The following is a 19,610-nucleotide window of genomic DNA, read 5'->3' on the forward strand; positions in this document are numbered from 1 at the left end:
CCGCATCGCGCGGTCGATCACAGTAACAGCTGCGCGCGAACGTTGTCCGCGTTGACCTCCTCACCGGCCAGCGATCGCGTGATCTTGCCCTTCTCCATGATGTAGCAGCGCTGCGCGATCTCCAGGATGGTGTCGAGGTTCTGCTCCACGAACACGATCGTGGTCCCGAGCTCCGCTCGGAACGATTTCAGCGCCTCGCAAATATGCTGCACGATCGACGGCTGGATGCCCTCCGACGGCTCGTCGAGGATCATCAGCGCCGGATTGCCGATCAGCGCGCGGCCGATCGCAAGCTGCTGCTGCTCGCCGCCCGACATGGTGCCCGCGATCTGGCGCCGGCGCTCCCTCAGGCGTGGAAAATACTCGTAGACGAGCTCGGGCAGCTTCTTGCCTTCGGGCCCGCCGATCAACTCGCCGACCTGCAAATTCTCCTCGACGCTCATTTGCGGAAACACGTCGCGACCCTGCGGGATGTAGCCGAAGCCGGCGCGCGCCCGCGCATCGGCCTCGAGCTGCGTGACATCCTGATCCATGAAGCTGATGGTGCCGCGCCAGGTCTGCAGCAGACCGATCAGGCACCGCATCAGGGTCGACTTGCCGACGCCGTTGCGGCCGATCACGCCGACGATCTCGCCGCGCGAGACCGACATGCTGACGCCTTGCAGGATCGGCGTCGCGCCGTAGCCCGCCCAAAGCCCCGACACCTCCAGGATGCGATCAGTGGGCATGAGTCTTACCCAGATAGATTTCCGCGACCTTCTCGTCTTCCAAAATCGCCTCCAAGCTGCCGCGCGCGAAGATCTTGCCAAGATGCAGAACGGTAACGCGCTGGGCGACCTGACGCACGAACGCCATGTCGTGCTCGACGACCAGGACGGTCATGCCCTCGGCATTGAACGACTTGATCAGCTCGCCGGTCTTGAAAGTCTCTTCCGGCGACATGCCGGCGGTCGGCTCGTCCAGCAGCAGCAGCTGCGGCTGCAGCGCCAGCGCCATCCCGATCTCCAGCCATTGCTGCTGGCCGTGCGAAAGCGCACCGGCGAGCTTGCCGCTATCGTCAGCCAGATTGAGCAATGCGAGCAGCCGCTCCTCTTCAGCACGGCATTCCGCGCCCGAAATGCGTTCCTGCAGCGCGATCTGGATGTTCTGCCGCACCGGCAGCTCCTTGAACACGCTCGGCGCCTGCATCTTGATGCTCATGCCGCGCTGCACCCGCGCGTAGGGCCGCTCGGCGGTGATATCGATCGAGTCGAAGAAGATGCTGCCCGTGGTCGGCGGATAGAGCCCGACGATCAATTTGAACAGCGTGCTCTTCCCGGCCCCGTTGGGCCCGATCAGGCAGTGCACCTCGCCGGCATTGACCGTCAGGTCGACGTCGGAGACGGCGGTCAAACCACCGAAACGCTTGGAGACACCTTTCACATCGACCAGCGCCATGATTCAGGTCTCATCCGATTGCAGGCGGGCGGTGTCGGCCAGCGCCGGGGCTTCGTCGCGGCGCCGACGCCTGGTCCACCAATCGACGACGAGCTTGCCGATGCCGAGCACGAAGCCCTGCGGCGCCAGCATCACGGTGGCGAGCAGCAGCACGCCCATCAGCACCAGCGCCGCTTGCTGGCTGTAGACCGTGATGGTCTGAAAGCCGAACAGCAGCAGGAACGATCCGACCAAGGTCGCGGTCAGATCGTTGCGTCCGGAGAACGCCACCCACACGATCGGCATCGCCGCCGCCGGCAGGCCGATGCTGGATGGCGTGATGAACTGCCCCCACGACGTGTACAGTGCGCCGCTCAACCCTGCGAGGCCGCTGCCGATCACGAAGGTCAAAAGCTGATACTTGCGGACGTCATAGCCGAGCATCTCGGCGCGCTGCGGATTTTCCCGCGTCGCCACGATCACGTTGCCGACGCTCGAGTTCACCAGCATGCGCAGCGCGATGTAGACGATGACGATCAGCGCGATCATGACGTAATAGAGCGCCGAGCCCTCGATGTCGAAGTCGCCGACCGTGAGCGGGTCCATTCCCTTCATGCCGTTGAAGCCGTTCAGCCGAGCCGGACCGATATGCCATTCGGGTCCCGCGGTCTGCCCGAGGAAGAAGGCAAGCACCAGTGTTGCCGACAGCGTCACGATGCCGAAAAAAATCCCGCTGATGCCGCCCCAGATCATGAAGTAACCGAGGATCCCGGCCGCGATCATCGCGATGACCACGGAGAGAACCAGCGCGGCGATCGTGGTCGTTCCCCCGCCCATATTGATGGCGAGCACGCCATAGCCGTAGCCGGCGATGCCGAAGAAGAAGGTCTGGCCGAACGACAGCATGCCGCCGTATCCCCACATCAGGCAGAGGCCGAGCGCCATGAAGATCCAGATCAGGAAGTAGGCGAAATTGCCGACATCATAGGAATCGGCGAACAGCGGATAGATCAGCGCCCCGGCCAGCACGGCGAGGAAGCAGGACCAGAAGATCTTCCCGCGTCCGAGCGTCTGCGGGCCCTCGAGCAGCTTCAACATCAGAAATTCCCGTCTAGCGCCCACGACGAACCAGCACGCTGGATAGTCCCTCGGGCAGCACACGTATGATCAGGATGACAGCGAACAGCATGCCGATCTGGCCGATGATCTGCCCGTAGCTGGCATTCAATGCCATTCGGATCATCGCCAGGAACACCGCGGCCGGCGCGGTTCCAAGCAGGACATTGGCGCCGCCGATCACCACGGTGACGAAGCTCTCGACCACAAAGGTCGCGCCCATGGTCGGGATCAGCGTCATGGTCGGCGCGTAGAGCGCGCCGCAGAGCCCCGCGAGCGCGGTGCCGATGCCGAAGCTGATGGAATAGATCCGCCCGGTGCGCGCGCCGAGCGCCTTGGCCATCGCCGCATTCTGCATCGTGGCGCGCGCGATCACGCCAAAGCGCGTCTTCATGAAGATGATGTAGAGGCCCGCCAGCACCGCTACCGCACAGGCAAACAGCACCAGCCGGTAGGTCGAAAACGTGTAGCCCCCGATCGCGAAGCTTCCTTCCGGCGTGCCAATACCCCGCACCGCGGAGCCAACGATCAGCAGCATCGACTGCGTCACGATCAGACTGAGGCCCCAGGTCGCGAGCAGCGAGTCGAGCGGTCGCTTGTAGAAGCGCCGCACGACGAGGTACTCGACGATCATGCCGATGATCCCCGCCGTCAGGGCGGCCAGGATCTGCGCGATCGGAAGCGGCACGCCGAGATTCACGAGCCCTACGGTGACGTAGGCACCGCACATGATGAACTCGCCATGCGCCATGTTGATGACGCCCATCATGCCAAACACGATGGCCAGGCCCGCCGCCGACAGGATGAGGAACGCGAAGACATCGGCGAACTGATAGAATACCGAGAAGAGTTCAGCCGACATTCCGGTCTCCCTGATCGCGGCGCCGCATCATTGCGGCGCCGGCTCGCCTCAAAGCCGCGGTGCAAACACGAGCAAGATTCGTGCCTGCGCGCATCACGACTTGCTGGGAAGATGACTCGGCGTGTACTGATCCTTGTCGTTCTTCTTGGTGAGGTCGCAGCCGATCTCGCCAAGCCAGTATGGCTGGATCGTGCCGTAGTCCTTCTCTACCGTCACCTCATGCTTGGGCCCGACCGAGATCAGGCGCATGCGGTGCGACGTATGCTGGCTCTTCGGGTCGATGCAGACCTTGCCCTCGGGAGCCTCGATGCAGGCATCCCCCGTTGCGATCACCTTGCGCATGTCCTCGAGCTTGGTCGACTTGGCCTTCTCGACCAGCGCCTTGTACATGTAGAGCGCGTTATAGGCGTTGTAGCCCATGTCGTTGATGTAAAGCTCGTCGGGGAATTTTGCGTGCCAGCGCTTCTTGAAGTCGTTGGCTTCGGGGGTATCGATCTCCTCGAACCAGTTCGCGGTCGCATGCATGTTGTTGAGCGCCGGCGGCTTGAACCGCTTGTGCTCGAAGCCGAGCATGATCTTGATCGACGAACCCATCGGCAGGTTGAGGTTGGCCGCGGCTGCCTGTTCGAAGAACGAGTCCTGCGCCGCGCCGACATTGATCGTCAGCAGCCAGTCCGGCTTGGCCTTCTGGATGTTCTGGATCGTCTGCGCGAACTGCGACACGCCGAGCGGGATGAATTCCTCGCCCACGACCTCGCCGCCGAGGTCCTTCATGATCTTGCGGTTCCACTCCGCGGAGATCTGGCCGAAATTGTAGTCGGCTGCGATGACGTAGACCTTCTTGCCGAACTTCTGGACCATCCAGGGGATCAGGGTCGAGAACTGCTGCTCCGGCACCGCGCCCATGCTGATCATGCTGGCGTCGCAGACACCGCCTTCATACTGGTTCGTATAGAAGTACGGCGTGGTGGTGCGATCGACGATCGGACGCAGCGCCTCGCGCGATGCCGAGGTGATGCCGCCGATCAGCACGTCGACCTTGTCGCGATTGAGCAGCCGTCGGCCGAACTCCTGATAGCGGGCATTGTCACCCTGGGGATCGAGATGGATCAACTCGATCTGCCGGCCGAGAATGCCGCCGCTCTTGTTGATCTCCTCGACCGCGAGCTGCGAGCCGTGCAGCTTCGGCATGCCCATGAAGGCAAGATCGCCGGAGACGTCCTCCAGCAAGCCGACCTTCAGCGGCGGCTCCGCCGCCTGGGCGACACCTATTGCCGCGGTCCCGAGCATTGCACCAAGCAAAGCCATTCCGACTATACGCCCCGAATACATCGCGATGTCCTCTGTCGTTGAAGGATGTTTGAAGTCACGCCTTGAGGTAATTCTTCAGGATCGACGCCCCCATCGTGTATTTGGGATCGACCATGTTGCCGAGCCGCATGCGGCCGGCCTGGCTGAGCAGCATGTAGGCGTCGATCTCGTCGAAGCCGTAATCGGCGCTCATCCAGCGCACGAGCTCGCGATAGGCGATGCGCGCCGCGTCCTCGAGCGGGCGCGCGCTGCCGATCGTCATGATGAAGTCGCGCGTCTCGAGCCGCGGCCAGGCGAAGCTCCAGTTCTTGATCAGATCGATCTGCAGCGTCACCGTCGCGCGCTGCTCCAGCGCGACGCCCGAGAGTTCGCCGTCGCCCTGCGTGGCGTGGCAGTCGCCGACATAGAGCAGCCCGCCTTCGGCATGCACCGGCAGATAGATAATCGCGCCCGGTGCAACGTCGGGCAGGTCCATGTTGCCGCCGTGATAATCGGGCTGCAGCGAGGAAATCGCCTCGATCTCGGGCGATACGCCGATCGTGCCGATGAACGGCTCATAGGGCAGCGTGATCTTGTCGTTCCAGCGCACGCCGTTGCGGTCGACATGCAGCTTCCTGACGCGTTCCGGCAGCGGCGGATTGAGCAGCGCCGTGGATGCGGTCCCGACCAGGCCGCCGAACTCCGGAATGATGCAGGTCGTTCCGGCCGGCTGCGCGCCGCGGGTCTCGACGTCGCGGATATAGACGGCGAGGCAATCGCCCTTCTTGGCGCCCTTGACCGCGATCGGCCCGCATTGCGGGTTCAGATAGGGGAAGTTCAGCTTCGCCGTAGGGCTGTCGCTTTCGCTGGTGAGCACGCCGCCGAAAGCGTCTTCGGTTTCGACAACGACGACCCCGCCCGGATCGATCGACAGGGTCGGCTTGGCATAGGGTCCATAGACGTAATGAAAGCCGCCCTGCTGCTCGATCGTCAGGCTATGGGTCGTACCGGTCGCGCCCTTGGCAAGGGCGCGCTTGGCCATGATGGAACTCTTCAACCAATCTTCGGTCATGCGGTCGGCTCCTCAATTCAGATCGCGGGATGGCGCTTGTGCCAGTCGGTGACGCGCTGGAAGGCATCGCCCGCGCGAACGAGGCTTGCTTCGTCGAAGTGGCCGCCGACGAACTGGAAGGCGATCGGCCCGCCGTTCGGCGCGAAGCCGCCGGGAAGCGTCACGGTCGGGCTGCCGGTCATGTCGAACGGACAGGTGAAGCGCAGCAGCCCGGTAATCAGCGACGGATCCTCACCCAGCGCCGCCATCTTGGCCAATGTCGGCGCAGCGAACGCCTGGGCCGGAACGGCGATCAGATCGACCGTCTCGAACAACAGCCGCACCGCGCCGCGGAACGCTTCGCGCCGCAGCACGATCTTCTGGTAATTCATGCCGGATTGCGCCCGGCCGAGATCGAGCAGGCCGGCGAGCGCCGGACCATATTCGTCCTTGCGTGCGGGATAGGTCTCTTCGTGCGCGACCGCCACTTCGATGCCGCACAAGGGGAACCAGTCCTCGATGACGGCCTTGGGATCAGGAAACGTGATGTCCTTGATCTTCGCGCCCAGATCGGCAGCAACGCGCAGCCCTTCGCTGAGCACCCTGCCGGCAGCCTCGTCGGTGCCTTCGATGGTCCAGCGCCGATCAACCCCGATCGTCACGCCGCGCAAATCGCCGGACAGGCCGGCGAGATAGTTCGGCACAGGCAGCGGCACGGAGGTGGTGTCCTTGGGATCCTGGCCGGCAATCACGGCGAGGATCGCGCCGCAATCGGCCGCGCTGCGCGCCATCGGCCCGATGTGATCGAGCGTTGCCGCGAGTTCGAACGCGCCATGACGGCTCACGCGTCCCCAGGTCGGCTTCAGCCCGGTGATGCCGTTGGCGGCCGATGGAAAACGGATCGAGCCGCCCGTATCGGTGCCAAGCGAGCCGAAGCAAAGCCCCGCGGCGGTGGCGACGCCGGAACCGCTCGACGATGCGCCCGACCACAAATCCGCATTCCACGGATTCTTCGGCGGATCGATCTTCGGGTGATGGTCGGCATAGGCGCCCTCGGTCTGCTGCAGCTTGCCGAGGATGACAGCGCCGGCATCCTTCAATCTCGCGACGACCGTGGCATCCTCGCTCGGCCGGAAGTCCCGGTGAATGGTCATGCCATGCGCGGCCGGAGCGCCCTTGGCCCAGCACAAATCCTTGACGGCGATCGGCACGCCGTGGAGCGGTCCCTTGATCTTGCCGGATGCGATGTCCTTCTCGGCTGCGGCCGCTTCGGCCAGCGCCGCCTCGCCCATCACATAGGCGTAGCTCTTGAGCTTGCCGTCGAGCTGCTCGATCCGCCCGAGCATCGCCTTCGTCACCTCGACCGGCGAGAGCTTTTTGACCTGGATTTGCTGCCCGATCTCAATGAGCCCGAGATAGTGAAGATCCGTCGTCGGCATCGTTTCTCATCCCCGCACTTGACATGACGCAAGCGCAGGCACTGCCCATCACCGCGCATGCGCCTCCGGCTTGGCGGCACGGACGTGTCGCCCATTTGTTTAGCGGCAAAAGCAAAAAACCACCCGCCCCTCCGAAACGAAGGTGACGAATGGCCCAAATGCCGCGGCTATGAACTATCGCATGGGTCCGGAGTCGAACGGAGCACTCTGCGCGGCGATCGGGACGTCATCGGCCAGATCGACGCACGCAAGGTTCGACAGGAAGCCCTGTAGGAGAAAATTCTAAGGAGGTGTGCAGCGCGTTGTCAACGAGGCTGGCTGCACAAATTTCGCGAGGTGCATGCGCAGCAAATCGGCATGACCTCTTGCACCGACCTCTGCGAAGATGATTTCCTTGATGCGTTGCGCGGCCGAAAGTACTCAATGACCAAGCCCTCCATTCCAGTCGGCATCATCTGCTCGCAGCACGGGCCCTATCAGGCCATGGGACGCGAGATCCTGAAGAGCGCCATGATGGCGGTCGACGAAATCAACAATCAGGACGAATTCGACTTCGCGATATCGGCGCATGTCCGCGATCCCCGCGGAATCATTTCGGAGTACCACACGGTCTGCGACGACCTCATTCGCAACGTCGGCGTCGAGCATATCATCGGCTGCTACACCTCGGCCTCGCGCAAGCAGGTGCTGCCGATCGTCGAGCGTACCGACCGCCTGCTCTGGTATCCGGCGCGCTACGAGGGGTTCGAATGCTCCGACAATGTCATCTATGTAGGCGCCTCACCCAATCACAACGTACTGCCGCTGGTGCGTTACGTGCTCGATAATCTGTCGCGCGAGATCTTCTGTGTCGGCTCCAACTACGTCTGGACCTGGGAAACCAATCGCGTCACCCGCGAGCTGGTGACGGCGGCCAAAGGACGCATTCTCGCCGAACGCCTGCTCGAACTTGGTGAAAGCGCGGTCACGCACATCGTGGACGAGATCGTGCGGCGCCGGCCGCCGGTCGTCTTCAACACCTTGGTCGGCAGTTCGAGTTACGACTTCATCCGCGCCTTTCATGCGGCGACCGCCGCGGCTGGCCTCGAGATCCCGATGCTGAGCTGCAGCCTGTGCGAGCCCGAGCTCAAGATCGCGGGTCCTGCATCGGCCGGATGCATCACATCGTCGGCCTATTTCGAGAGCATTCGCCTGCCCGAGAACCGGGCCTTCGTGGCGCGCTGGAAGGCGCGCCACGGCGAGCACAGCAGCCCGTCCGTCGACGGGCAATCCGCCTATGTCGCGGTCTATCTGCTGGCCCGGGCGCTGCAGCGCGCGGGCACATCCGATATCGGCGAGGTGCGGCGCGCCGCGGCCGGCCATCGCTACAATTCGCCGCAAGGTCCGGTCTGGATCGACGGCAGCAACAACCACTGCGTCCTGACGCCGCGGCTGGCCGTCTCGAACGCCGAAGGACAGTTTGACATCTTCTGGGAAGCTGAAGCGCCGGTTAGACCGGATCCCTATCTGACGCAGCTCGACATCGCCGCCAGCCCGGCAAGGGATGGAACGTTGCCGAATGCGCCGCATTTGCGGGTTGTGAAATGAGCAAACCGTCTTCATTTTCGCTGCGGGGCCGCAAGGCGCTCGTCGCCATCAAGGATGAGCGCGATGCCTCGATCGTCAGGCGGCAGTTCGAGCGCCTCGGGATCGAGATCGTCATATGGGAGCCCGGTGCCAGTATCGACTGCCGTCCCGACGTGACGCTGATCGATGACGAGTTCCTGCCGCTCACCTCGCCGGCACAGCGGACGTCGCTTGGACGAAGCCCGGTCATCGCCCTGCTCGGCACCGAGACGCCAAGCCGTCTGAAGCTGGTGCTCGACCTCGATCCGGCGTCATTCCTGGTGAAGCCGCTGCGATCGGCCGGCATCTATGCCGCGCTCGTCCTGGCTTTCGAGCGAAGCGAGCGCACCAGCGAGCTCAAGCAGCAAGTGCTCAAGCTGGAGCAGCGGCTGCGATCCCGCCGCGTCGTGCTTGCCGCAGTCCTTCAGGTCATGCACAGCCATGCGCTGGCCGAGCCGGCGGCCTTTGCGCTGATCCGCCGCGCCGCCATGGAGCAGCGCAAGACGATCGAGGAACTCTCGGCGGAGATCACCGCAAAGGGCTCCCTGCCCCGGGCAACGGGTTAGAGCGGTCGTCTATTTCTTCAGTTCCGCGTAGAGCTGCATCACCCGTTGCGGCAACACCTCGATGCGCGGCACCCGGAGCGCATAGCGCTCGCCGAAAATCCGATCGAGCTGGGGAAATCTGTGCTCACCGATACCGAAGGCAAAGATATCGGTGCCGCGCCGCCGCAGCTGCTGCGCGGCCCGGCGGGCGTCCTCGACGAGATATTGCGCATCCGGCACGTCGACGTCGGACGGCTCGCCGTCGGTCAGAACCAGCAGCACTTTCCGGAACGCGCGTCGTTCCGCGAGGTAGCCCCCGGCATGGCGCAATGCCGCGCCCAGCCGCGTGGAATGGCTGCTGCCAAGACCCGCGAGACGTGAACGAACCACGGCATCCATCGGCTCCGCAAAGCCCTTGATGCGCAGATAGCGCACGCGCTCGCGGCCGTCGGAGCTGAAACCATGCACCGCGATCGCATCATTGGCGGCCTCGACCGCCGCCGCCATGATCGCAGCCGCCTTGCGTTCGACGTCGAGGACCGTCCGGCCGCGGCGGTCACGGTCGGCGGTCGATTGCGACAGGTCCAAGAGCAGCAGGATGGCGAGATCGCGCGGTCCGGGTGCATCGCGCTGGTAGACCCTGGGTTCGCTGATATTGCCGGTTCGCCGCTCGATCGTCAGGGCGATCGCCGCGTCGATGTCGAGTGCGTCGCCGTCGCGCTGGCCCTTGTGTCTGATCCGGCGGCCAATCGACGCGTCGCGGGTCAACTCCGTGATCCAGCGCATCGCCTCGGCGTCCGTCGAGGAATCGAAGGGCTGCGCGGAAACGGCGGCGTCGGCTTCCAGAATCGTGGTCCAGTCCGGCCGCTCGGTACGCGCCGCATAGTCCCATTCCGGGTAGGTCGCGACCGGAAACCCGTCCAGCAGCGTTACCGCGCTGGCCTTCGCGCGCAGCGTCTCGTCCGGCTTGGCGTTGTCGTCGGTCGATTGGCCAACCGCATCGTCGCGCCGCTCGATCCGGACGGAATCGACGGCAAGTTCGATCGTCTCGGCCGGACTGTCCCGCTGGTCGCCGAAATCCCACAGCGCCAGATTGTCGTCGCGATAGGCAGGTTCGACGACGTAGCTCTTGGCGTTGAACTGCAGCCGCATCTGCCCGATGTCGTTGCCGAGCAAACCACCGATCTCGCGGCTGATGGCGGGATCGGTCCAGCGGCCGGCGGCAGCGGCAAACAGCGTCCGCCCCTTGGTCACCCACGCATCCGGATCCTGATAATCGGGATCGATCAGCGCCCGCGCCAGCCGCATCATCAGTCCGGCTGCGGTTGCCTGGCCGGCTGGCGTCGCGCTGTGAAATGGCAGCCACAGCCGGCGCAGCCCCGGCATCCGGTGGAGCGCCAGCGCCTCGACCCGGGCATCCTCGATCAGCGAGACCAGCGCGATCTGCAGCGCCTTCAGTCGCCTCACCGGAAAGCGGAAGGTGGAATGCACCAGATGCGCGCCGGCATGCGCGACCGCCGCGAGATAGACGGCGTCGGCCGCCTCGCCCTCGAAGCCGGGAAAGGTCTGCGGAAGACCGACGAGGCCGGCGGCGAGCGAGGTCCGCCGCGGCACCGGCGTCGGTGCAACGGCAAGTTTGCGGAAACGCGGCTTTCTGTTCCACAACGCGATCGTGGTTGCAGCGAGGCGCTTCTCCAGCCGCGCGAAATCATCCCCGCTCCGACCGGCTGCGAACAGCTGCGCCGAAAGCTGATCGTCGAGCGCGAAATAGGCGCGGCGGCGCGATGCGCGACTGCCACTGGCGCGCAAGCCAGCGGAGACCCACGCTGCAAACTCCTCGCCGCCGGCATGCGTCAGAAACTGCCCCAGCCGGCCGATCGCGAGCCCCGCCGACTCCGGCCCGGTGGCTGCGAGTTCGTCGAGCGCGGCGAGAACCGCGGTGAGTTCTCCTGCACCCGCAAGCCGGGGCAGCACCTTGGACAATTCGGTCAGCAAGGCATGGGCGACGCGGCTTCCGGCACCGCAGCCGATGTCCCTGACCGCGCGGCCGATCGCGATCAGATCATCGGCCGATCGCTGCGCCGGCCATTGCTCCGATAGACGCAGAAAACCCTGCACCACGGCTTGACCGAGATTGGCCTCGAACAGGGCGTGCACGGCCTCGTCCCAGACCGCCAGGTGATCGAACCAACCAGTTCGCTGCAGAGCGGTACGCGCTGTCTGCACCGCCGCAGCTACATCGTCATGGCCGCGCAAGAGTGCCGCAAGCCGACGTCCGGACCGGAAGCTATCGAGCGAACTGATTTGCGCGACCGCCACCTGCAATCTTCCACTTACCCACAGGCCGAGATCACGTCGCGCAACGTGTTCCTGGTGTCCGCATCATCGGTCAGGGGAACGACGATCGTGGTCTCGCAGGCCTTTTCGAGGCTGATGCCGCATCCGATCAGTCGGCCGGCATTGACCAGCATCCGGGTCGAGGCACCTTCGTCGAGCCCCTGGCCTTTCAGGTTGCGGCTGTGCTGGGCGATCTTCACCAGGAGATCGGCGAGGTTCGGCTCGATACCGGCTTCGCGCGACACCACCTCGGTTTCGGCCGGCCGATCAGGATAGCCGAAATCCAGCGCCGCGAAGCGCTGCTTGGTGGATTCCTTGAGGTCCTTGATCGCGCTCTGGTAGCCCGGATTGTAGGAAATCACGAGCTGGAAGTCGGAATGGGCGTGGATCAATTCACCGCGCTTTTCCAGCGGCAGCACACGACGATCGTCGGTCAAGGGATGGATCACGACCGTGGTGTCCTGGCGCGCCTCGACGATCTCGTCGAGGTAACAGATCGCGCCAAGGCGCACCGCTGTGGTGAGCGGCCCGTCGCTCCACACCGTGCCCTCTGCGTCGAGCAGCCAGCGCCCCACCAGATCCGCCGCCGTCATGTCCTCGTGGCAGGCGACCGTAATCAGCGGGCGGCCGAGCCGCCACGCCATATATTCGATGAAGCGGGTCTTGCCGCAGCCGGTGGGCCCTTTCAGCATCACCGGCATGCGGTTGGCATAGGCCGCACCGAACAGTTCGACCTCATCCTTGAGCGGCCGGTAATACGGCTCTTCCCGGATGCGGTACTGATCAAGCAGCAAAGCGGGATTGGACAAGCTCACGCCTCCCATGATCGCGCAGGCAGCCGTTCGCAACCGGTCGATATCACGATGCGAGCAGCTCCTTGAGCTTGCTGTCGATGAAGTCGACATCGACCGGATTGGTCCCCGGCCCGCCGGCGAAGTGGCCCCAGATCGACGGTACCGGCACGAACTTGGCGTTCGGCATGTTCTCGACCTCGAACTCGCTATCCTCCGGCGGGAAATAGAGATCGGTCTGACCCGGCATGACATAGGCCTTGGCCTTGATCGCCCGCAGCGCGGCCTTGAAGTCGCCGTTGTAGATTTCGTTGTCGCTGATGTCGCCGTGCTGCCAGGTCCACAGCATGGTCAGCAGGTTGTTGGGATCCTTGGGCAGGAAGAAGCCTTCCCAGAACGCCACCAGGAAATCCTCCAGCGACGAATAGCCCAGCGTCTTGATGTCGAGTTGCTCGCGATAGAAGGCCTGTGAAAAGCCCCAGCCGGCATAGACACGCGCGGCGGCGCGCAGGCCGCGGGCCGGCTTGTCGGTGTACCAGCCCTCCTTCCACGCAGCATCCGCGGTGAGTGCCGCCTTGACGCCTTCGAGAAACACGAAGTTGTGCCGCGAGCATTTGGCCGAGCCGCAGAACGGCGCCAGGAGATCCATCATATCGGGATAGAGCGCGCCCCAATGGAACGTCTGCAGCGCGCCCATCGACCAGCCGACCACCAGACGGATGTGCTTGATGCCGAATTTCTCGGTCACCAGCCGGTGCTGGGCGCGCACATTGTCATAGGCCGTCACCTGCGGAAAACGCGGTCCATTATACGGTTCCGGCGTGTTGCTCGGCGACGACGACAGCCCGTTGCCGAGCATGTTCGGGATGATGATGAAGTACTTTGCCGGGTCGAGCGCCCTGCCCGGTCCGATCAGCCATTCATTGTCGTAGTGCTGGCCGGAGTACCAGGTCGGATAGACGATGACGTTGTCCTTGGCTGCGTTGAGCTGGCCATAGGTCTTGTAGGCGAGCTTGCAGTCGCGAATGGTCGCGCCGCGCTGCAAGGTCAAATTGCCGAGATCATGGATCTGATAGTCGACGCTCATTGATGTACCCTTCTTGCTTGATCGAGCTGATCGCTTACGCCGGACGCGCCACCTTTTCAGTCGGAGACTCCACCCGTGCGATCGCACCGTACACGATGCCTGCGACCACCGCGGCGGAGATCGCAGTGGACAGTCCCGGCATCAGGTTTTCAACCGCAAAGGCAAACAGCGACCCGATGCCCCAGGCGATGAACGGCTTCGCACGCCAGTCGACGTCCGCACGCGCCTCGGCCCGTAGCAGATACTGATCGACCAGAATGATCGCACCGATCGGCGGCACGAGGATGCCGAGCAGCGACAGCCACTGTATGAAGAACGCCCAGACATTGCCGGCAGCAACCAGGATGCCAAGCGCGCCGAGCACCACCGCCATCAGCCGCATATTGGTCCCGAGGATGCGCGACCAGCCGGTGGCCGCGTTGTACAGGCAATGCGAGCAGACCGAGCCGAGATTGGCATAGAGGAAGATGAATGCGAGGATGCTGAGCCAGGTGAGCTGCTTGCCGTTCATGTAGCCGAACATGTTGTCGACACCGAACGGGTTGGCGTTCGGCACGGCGAGCGCCGCCGTCATCACGCCGCCGACCAGCATCGCGACCAGATTGGCGAACGGAAACGCGCTGAACGTGGCAAACAGCGAGGACCGCGTGTTCGGCGCCCAGCGATTGAAGTCCGCCGTCACCGTGCCTGCGTCGATGAACAGCGCGAGCACCACGGTAAGCCCGACGCCCATCGACATGCTGGCGACTCCATTGTTGCCGGCATAGCCGAAGATCGCCGCCGACGTCGTGGTCGAGGCGGCATCGGCCGCGACCCAGAGGCCAAGCACGACAAACAGCGGCACCGACGCCAGCCCGATCCAGTGCAATCCCTTCACGCCGACGAAGGTGATCCCGATATAGAGCACGCCGGCGACGATGGTCATCGCCACATAGTTGAGGCCGTAGGTCGAGGAGATCAATGCGCCGGTGATGCCGGTCTGCACCGCATACCAGCCGAGCAGCAGGGTCGACAGCAGGCCCGACGCCAGCACGTAGCCCTTCTTTCCGAACACGATGCTGGCGATCAGCGCGAAGTTCATGCCGCGCCGGGTGCCGATCAGGCCGAGCGCGCCCACATAGGCGAACATGATCAAATTGCCGACGATCATCGCCACCAGTGCATTCTTGAACCCCATGCCCAGCACCAACAGCGATCCGGTCATCGCGCCGGTGATGATCATCGGAAAGCCCAGCCACACCATCGTGACCGAGAAGGCGCTGCGCCGGGCGCTCATCGGCACCGGCTCGTGCTCGAATTCATGGCCGAGAAGGTCGTCGATCTGCCCTTCGGTCTGCTGAACCAGCCCGCTATTCGATTGACCGCTCATGATGTCCCCCCTGTTTCCTCCGCGAGGAAGTGTCCGCCGTTGCATCGAACCACGCCGGCGCGAAACATCGCGCCGGCGCCGATCATCGATGTCACTCAACGATGTGCGACTTTCTGGTTCGGAATGCCCTCGATCGGGCATTCGTCGGTTCCGACGGTCGGACGGGTCATGGCCTCGACCATTTCCCGGGTGCCCTCGGGGTCCGTGATCCAGTTCTTGTAGAAGGTGTAGGGGCAGACCGCGTGCCCCCGATCGCCGTCGCCGGAGTTGATCAGGCCGGTATAGCCGCGGTGCATCAGCTTGAAGAGATGGTTCTGCGACTGCATGTTGCGGCGGGCGTCGCGGATCAGCGACACCGAGAGCTGCGCGTACTGGATGCCGTTCTCCTCCGTGCCGCACTCGCCGAGCGTCCTTCCGTCGAAACCGATGAGCGCGGAATGGCCGAAATAGGAATAGACGCCGTCGAAGCCAGAGGCGTTGGCGACCGCGACGTAGCAGTTGTTGGCCCAGGCCATCGACTTCGATATCTGGATCTGCTGCTCCTTGGCCGGATACATGTAGCCCTGGCAGCGCACGATCAGCTCGGCACCGCGCATCGCGCAGTCACGCCAGATCTCCGGATAGTTGCCGTCGTCGCAGATGATCAGGCTGATCTTCAGCCCCTTCGGCCCGTCCGAGACGTAGGTGCAATCGCCGGGATACCAGCCCTCGATCGGTACCCACGGCATGATCTTGCGGTACTTCTGGACGATCTCGCCCTTGTCGTTCATCAGGATCAGGGTGTTGTACGGCGCCTTGTTGGGATGCTCCTCGTGGCGCTCGCCGGTCAGCGAGAACACACCCCAGACCTTCGCTTTGCGGCAGGCGTCCGCGAAGATGCGGGTCTCCTCGCCCGGCACGGACGACGCCGTCTCGTACATCTCCTTGGAGTCGTACATGATGCCGTGGGTCGAGTATTCCGGGAAGATCACGAGGTCCATGCCCGGAAGGCCGAGTTTCATGCCCTCGACCATCTTGGCGATGTTGCGCGCGTTATCCAGCACCTCGGCCTTGGTGTGCAGGCGCGGCATCTTGTAGTTCACCACGGCAACGCCGACCGTGTCCTTGCTGCTCGATATGTCTCCATGCAACATGTCTCGACTCCCTTTCCTGAGCGATAATTCCCGCTACACGGCCATGTGCAGCTGGATGAGATCATCGGTGAGCTCACCGATCGCGCCCTTGGCGACGACGCGTCCCTTTTCGAGCAGCGCGAAGCGGTGAGACGCGCGCCGCGCGAACGCGACATTCTGTTCGACCAGCACGACCGTGATGCCGCGCTCGCGATTGAGACTGACGATCACGTCCTCGATCTGCTCGACGATGTTCGGCTGGATGCCCTCGGTCGGCTCGTCCAGCAGGATGACCTTGGGCTTGGCCAGTAGCGCCCGCGCGATCGCAAGCTGCTGCTGCTGGCCGCCGGAGAGATTGCCGCCATAGCGATTGAGAAAGTCCTTGAGTACCGGAAACAGCTCGAGCACCCACTCCTCGATGCCGTTGGCAGATCTCGCGGCAAAGGTCCCGAGCGTCAGGTTTTCCCGCACAGTGAACTTCGGCAAAATCCCGCGGCCCTGCGGCACGTAGGCAATACCGGCCTTGGCGCGCTGATAGGTCCGCAGCGGCGAGATGTCGGCACCGTCGAGCGATAGCCGTCCGGTGCACCGGTCCATCAGGCCGAGGATGCTGCGCATCAGCGTGGTCTTGCCGACGCCGTTGCGGCCGAGCACCGAGAGGAATTCGCCATTGCCAACCATCAGGTTGATGCCCTGCAGGGCGCGGCTGTTGCCGTAGAAGGCGTCGACGTCGGTCAACTCAAGCATGGCTGATGCCTCCCGATCCGAGATAGGCGCGGCGCACTTCCGGATGCGCCTCCACTTCCGCCGCGGTGCCCTCGGCCAGCATCTGGCCCATATGCATCACGGAGATGATGTCGCCGATCGCCTTGACGAAGCCCATGTCGTGCTCGACCACGATCAGCGTGTGCTTGCCCTTCAGCCGTGCGAACAGTTCGGCGGTCTTGCGGGTTTCCTGCGCCGTCATGCCCGCGGTAGGCTCGTCCATCAGGATCAGCTCGGCGTCCTGGGCGACCAGCATGCCGATCTCCAGCCACTGGGTCTGACCGTGCGACAGATAGGCGGCCGGCCGGTCGAGCTGCTCGGTGAGCCCGACCAGCTCGGCCAGACGCTCGACATGCTCGCGTCCTGAATTGCCGATGTTCCAGCGCAAATTGCCAAGCACGGAGGTGCGACGCGCCCGCGCCACTTCGAGGTTCTCGGAGACCGACAGCTCGCGGAACACGCTCGGCACCTGGAATTTGCGGCCGACGCCGGCGCGGGCGATTTCGTATTCCTCAAGATCCTGCAGCGCGGTGCCATCGAAGCTCACCGTGCCGGCGCTCGGCTTGACCTTGCCGCAGATGATGTCCAGCGCGGTGGTCTTGCCCGCGCCGTTCGGCCCGATCAGGCAGCGCAGCTCGCCCTTGCGCACGCTCATGTTGAGTGAATTGAGCGCCTTGAAACCGTTGAAGCTGACCGACACGTCGCGGAGATCGAGATGGGAGCTCATGTGCTGCCCTCCGTCTGGCCGACGCCTTGCGCCACCCCGCCCGCGGCCGCATGGCGGCGCTGCACGATCCAGCGCAGCACGACCTGCGCAAGGCCGGCGAGCCCCTTCGGCAAAAACAGCACCACGAGCACGAACAGCGCGCCCATCACCAGCGTCCAGGTTTCCAGGAACGCCGCTGACTCCGACAGCGCGCCCTGCATGCCCGCCACCAGCACTGCGCCAAGGAACGCACCGACCAGGCTCTGCCGGCCGCCGACCGCGCACCACACCACCACCGAAAGAGAGAGCTGCACGCCGAGGAAGGTCGGCGAGGCAAACTCCATCACCACCGTGTAGAGCATGCCGGCAAGGCCCGCGATCGCCGCCGACAGCGCGAACACGAAGATCTGGTAGAGCGCGACGTCGTAGCCGAAGTAGCGCACCCTGCTCTCATGGTCGCGGATCGCCTGCACGATCAGTCCGGCCTTGGTTCTCGTGAAGGCAAAGGCGACAAGCAGGCTGAGCAGGACACAGCTGGCCACGAGATAATAGGTAGCCCGGCCATAGGCATCGAACGCGACGCCGAAGATCTCGAGCTGGGCGAGATCGGTGATGCCGTTGAAGCCGCCGGTGTAGCTCTGCTGGTCGATGATCACGAGATTGATCACCACCATGGTGGCGAGCGTGATGATCGAGACATAGACGCCGGTGACGCGGCCCCGGAACATGAACCAGCCGAGCGCCGCCGCAACCAGCGCCGGCACGATCAGGCCCGCGGCGATCGCGAAGGTCAGCGAGCGGAACGGCTCCCAGAACCACGGCAAATGCTGGACATTATTCCAGACCATGAAGTCCGGCAGTCCGCTCGCTCCGGTATGCACCGGCACGGTCTTGAGCTTGAGCGCCATTGCCATGGCGTAGGAGCCGAGCCCGAAGCTCATCGCCTGGCCGAGATTCAGGATGCCGCCGAATCCCCAGGACAGCCCGAGCGACACCGTGAGGATGCCCAGCACCAGATAACGCGCGACCTTGTTGAGCAGGAAGTCGTTGTTGAGCATCACCGGCAGCGCGAACACCACGGCGCAGACGATCAGCAGAGGCGCAAGCTGCGCGATCAGGCGCTGCAATCCGCTGGAGTTAGAAACATGCGACGGCATAGATGAGCGATCTGTCTCAGGCCCGCACGCGTGCGGTGAAAAGCCCCTCGGGGCGGAAACGGATGAGCACGACGATGGCGAGCAGCACGATTGCCTTGGCCACCGTGTCGTTCTGCAGGAAGGCAATGCCGCCGGAGAGCTCGCCGAGGATGAAGGCGCTCGCCACGGTGCCGGCGAGGCTCTGCACGCCGCCGAGCACCACCACCATGAAGGCATCGACCACATAGCCGGTGCCCATATCGGGCGACACGCTCTTCAGCGGCGACACCAGCGCGCCAGCCAGTCCCGCAAGGCCCGCACCGTAGGCGAAGGTCAGCGCATAGACCCGTTTGGCGTTGATTCCGAACGAGGCAGCGACGGAACGGTCCTGGATGATCGCGCGTAGCTTCATTCCGACCGTGGTGCGGTTCATCAGCAACCAGGTCGCCACGAACAGTGCGATCGACACCACGAACAGGAACACCCGATAGGACGATACCGAGATGCCGAACACGTCCATGCTGTCGGACAGCGCCGGCGGCAGCTGCACGTAGCGCAGTTCGCTGCCGACCATCAGCCGCACCGCCTGCTGCAGCATGATGCCGACGCCCCAGGTCGCAAGGATCGTGTCCAGCGGCCGGTTGTTGAGCAGGCTCAGGACGTAACGCTCAATGACCCAGCCGAACGCGGCGACCACGAAGAAGATCGGCACCAGGCTCGCGAGCAGGCCGAGCCCGAGATAGGTATGGAACACCCAGGCCGCGTAAGCGCCCAGCATCACGAACTCGCCATGGGCGAGATTGATGATGCCCATCGAGCCGTAGATGATCGACAGGCCCAGCGCGACCAGCAGCAGGATCGATCCGATGCTGAGGCCGGTGACGATTTGTTCGATGAATTGGTCCACGTCGGGATCCGCTTTCGATGTTCGCGTTGTGCGCCCTGCCCCTCGCCCCCGTTCGTGCGAGAGGCAGCATTCGTTT

18 protein-coding genes are annotated in these 19,610 nt (G+C 64.0%); 2 read left to right on the forward strand and 16 right to left on the reverse strand.

Annotated features, from left to right (window positions below; translation table 11 throughout):
* Nucleotides 1-17: 17 nt before the first annotated feature.
* The 7 genes from Q2M23_RS16580 to Q2M23_RS16610 form a co-directional block, all read right to left on the reverse strand.
* Nucleotides 18-728: an ABC transporter ATP-binding protein gene (locus tag Q2M23_RS16580; protein ID WP_016845725.1), complete on the reverse strand. Its 711-nt coding sequence runs from the start codon at nt 726-728 to the stop codon at nt 18-20.
* Nucleotides 718-1,437: an ATP-binding cassette domain-containing protein gene (locus Q2M23_RS16585; RefSeq protein ID WP_018270850.1), complete on the reverse strand. Its 720-nt coding sequence runs from the start codon at nt 1,435-1,437 to the stop codon at nt 718-720. Before Q2M23_RS16585 ends, Q2M23_RS16580 begins: the two co-directional genes overlap by 11 nt.
* A gap of 3 nt (nt 1,438-1,440) precedes the next feature.
* Entirely contained in the window at nt 1,441-2,514 is a 1,074-nt protein-coding gene (locus Q2M23_RS16590; RefSeq protein ID WP_057015931.1) for a branched-chain amino acid ABC transporter permease, read from the reverse strand.
* 13 nt (nt 2,515-2,527) lie between these two features.
* On the reverse strand, nt 2,528-3,394 hold the full coding sequence (locus tag Q2M23_RS16595) for an ABC transporter permease subunit (protein WP_016845722.1): 867 nt from the start codon (nt 3,392-3,394) through the stop codon (nt 2,528-2,530).
* A 93-nt stretch (nt 3,395-3,487) separates the two neighbouring features.
* Complete coding sequence (locus Q2M23_RS16600) at nt 3,488-4,702, reverse strand: urea ABC transporter substrate-binding protein (protein ID WP_092080051.1); 1,215 nt, start codon at nt 4,700-4,702, stop codon at nt 3,488-3,490.
* A 58-nt stretch (nt 4,703-4,760) separates the two neighbouring features.
* Nucleotides 4,761-5,756, reverse strand: a complete 996-nt coding sequence (locus Q2M23_RS16605) for an acetamidase/formamidase family protein (RefSeq protein ID WP_057015930.1) — start codon at nt 5,754-5,756, stop codon at nt 4,761-4,763.
* 17 nt (nt 5,757-5,773) lie between these two features.
* Complete coding sequence (locus tag Q2M23_RS16610; RefSeq protein ID WP_316396160.1) at nt 5,774-7,174, reverse strand: amidase; 1,401 nt, start codon at nt 7,172-7,174, stop codon at nt 5,774-5,776.
* A gap of 423 nt (nt 7,175-7,597) precedes the next feature.
* On the opposite strand from Q2M23_RS16610, the gene Q2M23_RS16615 reads away from it, so the two are divergent.
* On the forward strand, nt 7,598-8,761 hold the full coding sequence (locus Q2M23_RS16615) for a transporter substrate-binding domain-containing protein (protein ID WP_057015928.1): 1,164 nt from the start codon (nt 7,598-7,600) through the stop codon (nt 8,759-8,761).
* Nucleotides 8,758-9,345, forward strand: coding sequence for an ANTAR domain-containing response regulator (locus tag Q2M23_RS16620; protein ID WP_057015927.1), 588 nt, complete (start codon nt 8,758-8,760; stop codon nt 9,343-9,345). Before Q2M23_RS16615 ends, Q2M23_RS16620 begins: the two co-directional genes overlap by 4 nt.
* A gap of 9 nt (nt 9,346-9,354) precedes the next feature.
* On the opposite strand, the gene Q2M23_RS16625 is transcribed toward Q2M23_RS16620, so the two are convergent.
* The 9 genes from Q2M23_RS16625 to urtB form a co-directional block, all read right to left on the reverse strand.
* On the reverse strand, nt 9,355-11,643 hold the full coding sequence (locus Q2M23_RS16625; protein WP_316396162.1) for a VWA domain-containing protein: 2,289 nt from the start codon (nt 11,641-11,643) through the stop codon (nt 9,355-9,357).
* Between the two features lie 14 nt (nt 11,644-11,657).
* Nucleotides 11,658-12,485, reverse strand: a complete 828-nt coding sequence (locus Q2M23_RS16630; RefSeq protein WP_051002629.1) for a CbbQ/NirQ/NorQ/GpvN family protein — start codon at nt 12,483-12,485, stop codon at nt 11,658-11,660.
* 34 nt (nt 12,486-12,519) lie between these two features.
* The gene (locus tag Q2M23_RS16635; protein WP_057015925.1) at nt 12,520-13,539 is read right to left on the reverse strand and encodes an alpha/beta fold hydrolase; all 1,020 of its coding nucleotides are present in this window, start codon (nt 13,537-13,539) and stop codon (nt 12,520-12,522) included.
* Between the two features lie 34 nt (nt 13,540-13,573).
* On the reverse strand, nt 13,574-14,908 hold the full coding sequence (locus tag Q2M23_RS16640) for a purine-cytosine permease family protein (RefSeq protein WP_316396163.1): 1,335 nt from the start codon (nt 14,906-14,908) through the stop codon (nt 13,574-13,576).
* Nucleotides 14,909-15,003: 95 nt separating this feature from the next.
* Entirely contained in the window at nt 15,004-16,041 is a 1,038-nt protein-coding gene (locus Q2M23_RS16645) for an aliphatic amidase (RefSeq protein ID WP_028331418.1), read from the reverse strand.
* Between the two features lie 33 nt (nt 16,042-16,074).
* Nucleotides 16,075-16,767 carry an urea ABC transporter ATP-binding subunit UrtE gene (urtE, locus tag Q2M23_RS16650; RefSeq protein WP_057015923.1) on the reverse strand — a complete coding sequence of 231 codons (693 nt, stop codon included), beginning with the start codon at nt 16,765-16,767 and terminating at the stop codon, nt 16,075-16,077.
* Complete coding sequence (gene urtD / locus Q2M23_RS16655) at nt 16,760-17,512, reverse strand: urea ABC transporter ATP-binding protein UrtD (protein ID WP_057015922.1); 753 nt, start codon at nt 17,510-17,512, stop codon at nt 16,760-16,762. The genes urtE and urtD overlap by 8 nt, the downstream gene beginning before the upstream one ends.
* The gene (gene urtC / locus Q2M23_RS16660) at nt 17,509-18,648 is read right to left on the reverse strand and encodes an urea ABC transporter permease subunit UrtC (protein ID WP_057015921.1); all 1,140 of its coding nucleotides are present in this window, start codon (nt 18,646-18,648) and stop codon (nt 17,509-17,511) included. The genes urtD and urtC overlap by 4 nt, the downstream gene beginning before the upstream one ends.
* Before the next feature lie 16 nt (nt 18,649-18,664).
* Nucleotides 18,665-19,534 (reverse strand): urea ABC transporter permease subunit UrtB, encoded by an 870-nt coding sequence (urtB, locus tag Q2M23_RS16665; RefSeq protein WP_057015920.1) that lies wholly within the window; start codon nt 19,532-19,534, stop codon nt 18,665-18,667.
* Between the last annotated feature and the right edge of the window lie 76 nt (nt 19,535-19,610).

Origin of the sequence: Bradyrhizobium sp. 33ap4, assembly GCF_032654765.1 — a bacterium.
GTDB classification, from domain to species: Bacteria; Pseudomonadota; Alphaproteobacteria; order Rhizobiales; family Xanthobacteraceae; genus Bradyrhizobium; species Bradyrhizobium australafricanum.

Coding starts and splice junctions, on each gene's coding strand:
- Q2M23_RS16580 (WP_016845725.1), bottom strand. CDS start 728: ATGCCCACTGATCGCATCCTGGAGGTGTCGGGGCTTTGGGCGGGCTAC.
- Q2M23_RS16585 (WP_018270850.1), bottom strand. CDS start 1,437: ATGGCGCTGGTCGATGTGAAAGGTGTCTCCAAGCGTTTCGGTGGTTTG.
- Q2M23_RS16590 (WP_057015931.1), bottom strand. CDS start 2,514: ATGTTGAAGCTGCTCGAGGGCCCGCAGACGCTCGGACGCGGGAAGATC.
- Q2M23_RS16595 (WP_016845722.1), bottom strand. CDS start 3,394: ATGTCGGCTGAACTCTTCTCGGTATTCTATCAGTTCGCCGATGTCTTC.
- Q2M23_RS16600 (WP_092080051.1), bottom strand. CDS start 4,702: ATGGCTTTGCTTGGTGCAATGCTCGGGACCGCGGCAATAGGTGTCGCC.
- Q2M23_RS16605 (WP_057015930.1), bottom strand. CDS start 5,756: ATGACCGAAGATTGGTTGAAGAGTTCCATCATGGCCAAGCGCGCCCTT.
- Q2M23_RS16610 (WP_316396160.1), bottom strand. CDS start 7,174: ATGCCGACGACGGATCTTCACTATCTCGGGCTCATTGAGATCGGGCAG.
- Q2M23_RS16615 (WP_057015928.1), top strand. CDS start 7,598: ATGACCAAGCCCTCCATTCCAGTCGGCATCATCTGCTCGCAGCACGGG.
- Q2M23_RS16620 (WP_057015927.1), top strand. CDS start 8,758: ATGAGCAAACCGTCTTCATTTTCGCTGCGGGGCCGCAAGGCGCTCGTC.
- Q2M23_RS16630 (WP_051002629.1), bottom strand. CDS start 12,485: ATGGGAGGCGTGAGCTTGTCCAATCCCGCTTTGCTGCTTGATCAGTAC.
- Q2M23_RS16635 (WP_057015925.1), bottom strand. CDS start 13,539: ATGAGCGTCGACTATCAGATCCATGATCTCGGCAATTTGACCTTGCAG.
- Q2M23_RS16640 (WP_316396163.1), bottom strand. CDS start 14,908: ATGAGCGGTCAATCGAATAGCGGGCTGGTTCAGCAGACCGAAGGGCAG.
- Q2M23_RS16645 (WP_028331418.1), bottom strand. CDS start 16,041: ATGTTGCATGGAGACATATCGAGCAGCAAGGACACGGTCGGCGTTGCC.
- urtE (WP_057015923.1), bottom strand. CDS start 16,767: ATGCTTGAGTTGACCGACGTCGACGCCTTCTACGGCAACAGCCGCGCC.
- urtD (WP_057015922.1), bottom strand. CDS start 17,512: ATGAGCTCCCATCTCGATCTCCGCGACGTGTCGGTCAGCTTCAACGGT.
- urtC (WP_057015921.1), bottom strand. CDS start 18,648: ATGCCGTCGCATGTTTCTAACTCCAGCGGATTGCAGCGCCTGATCGCG.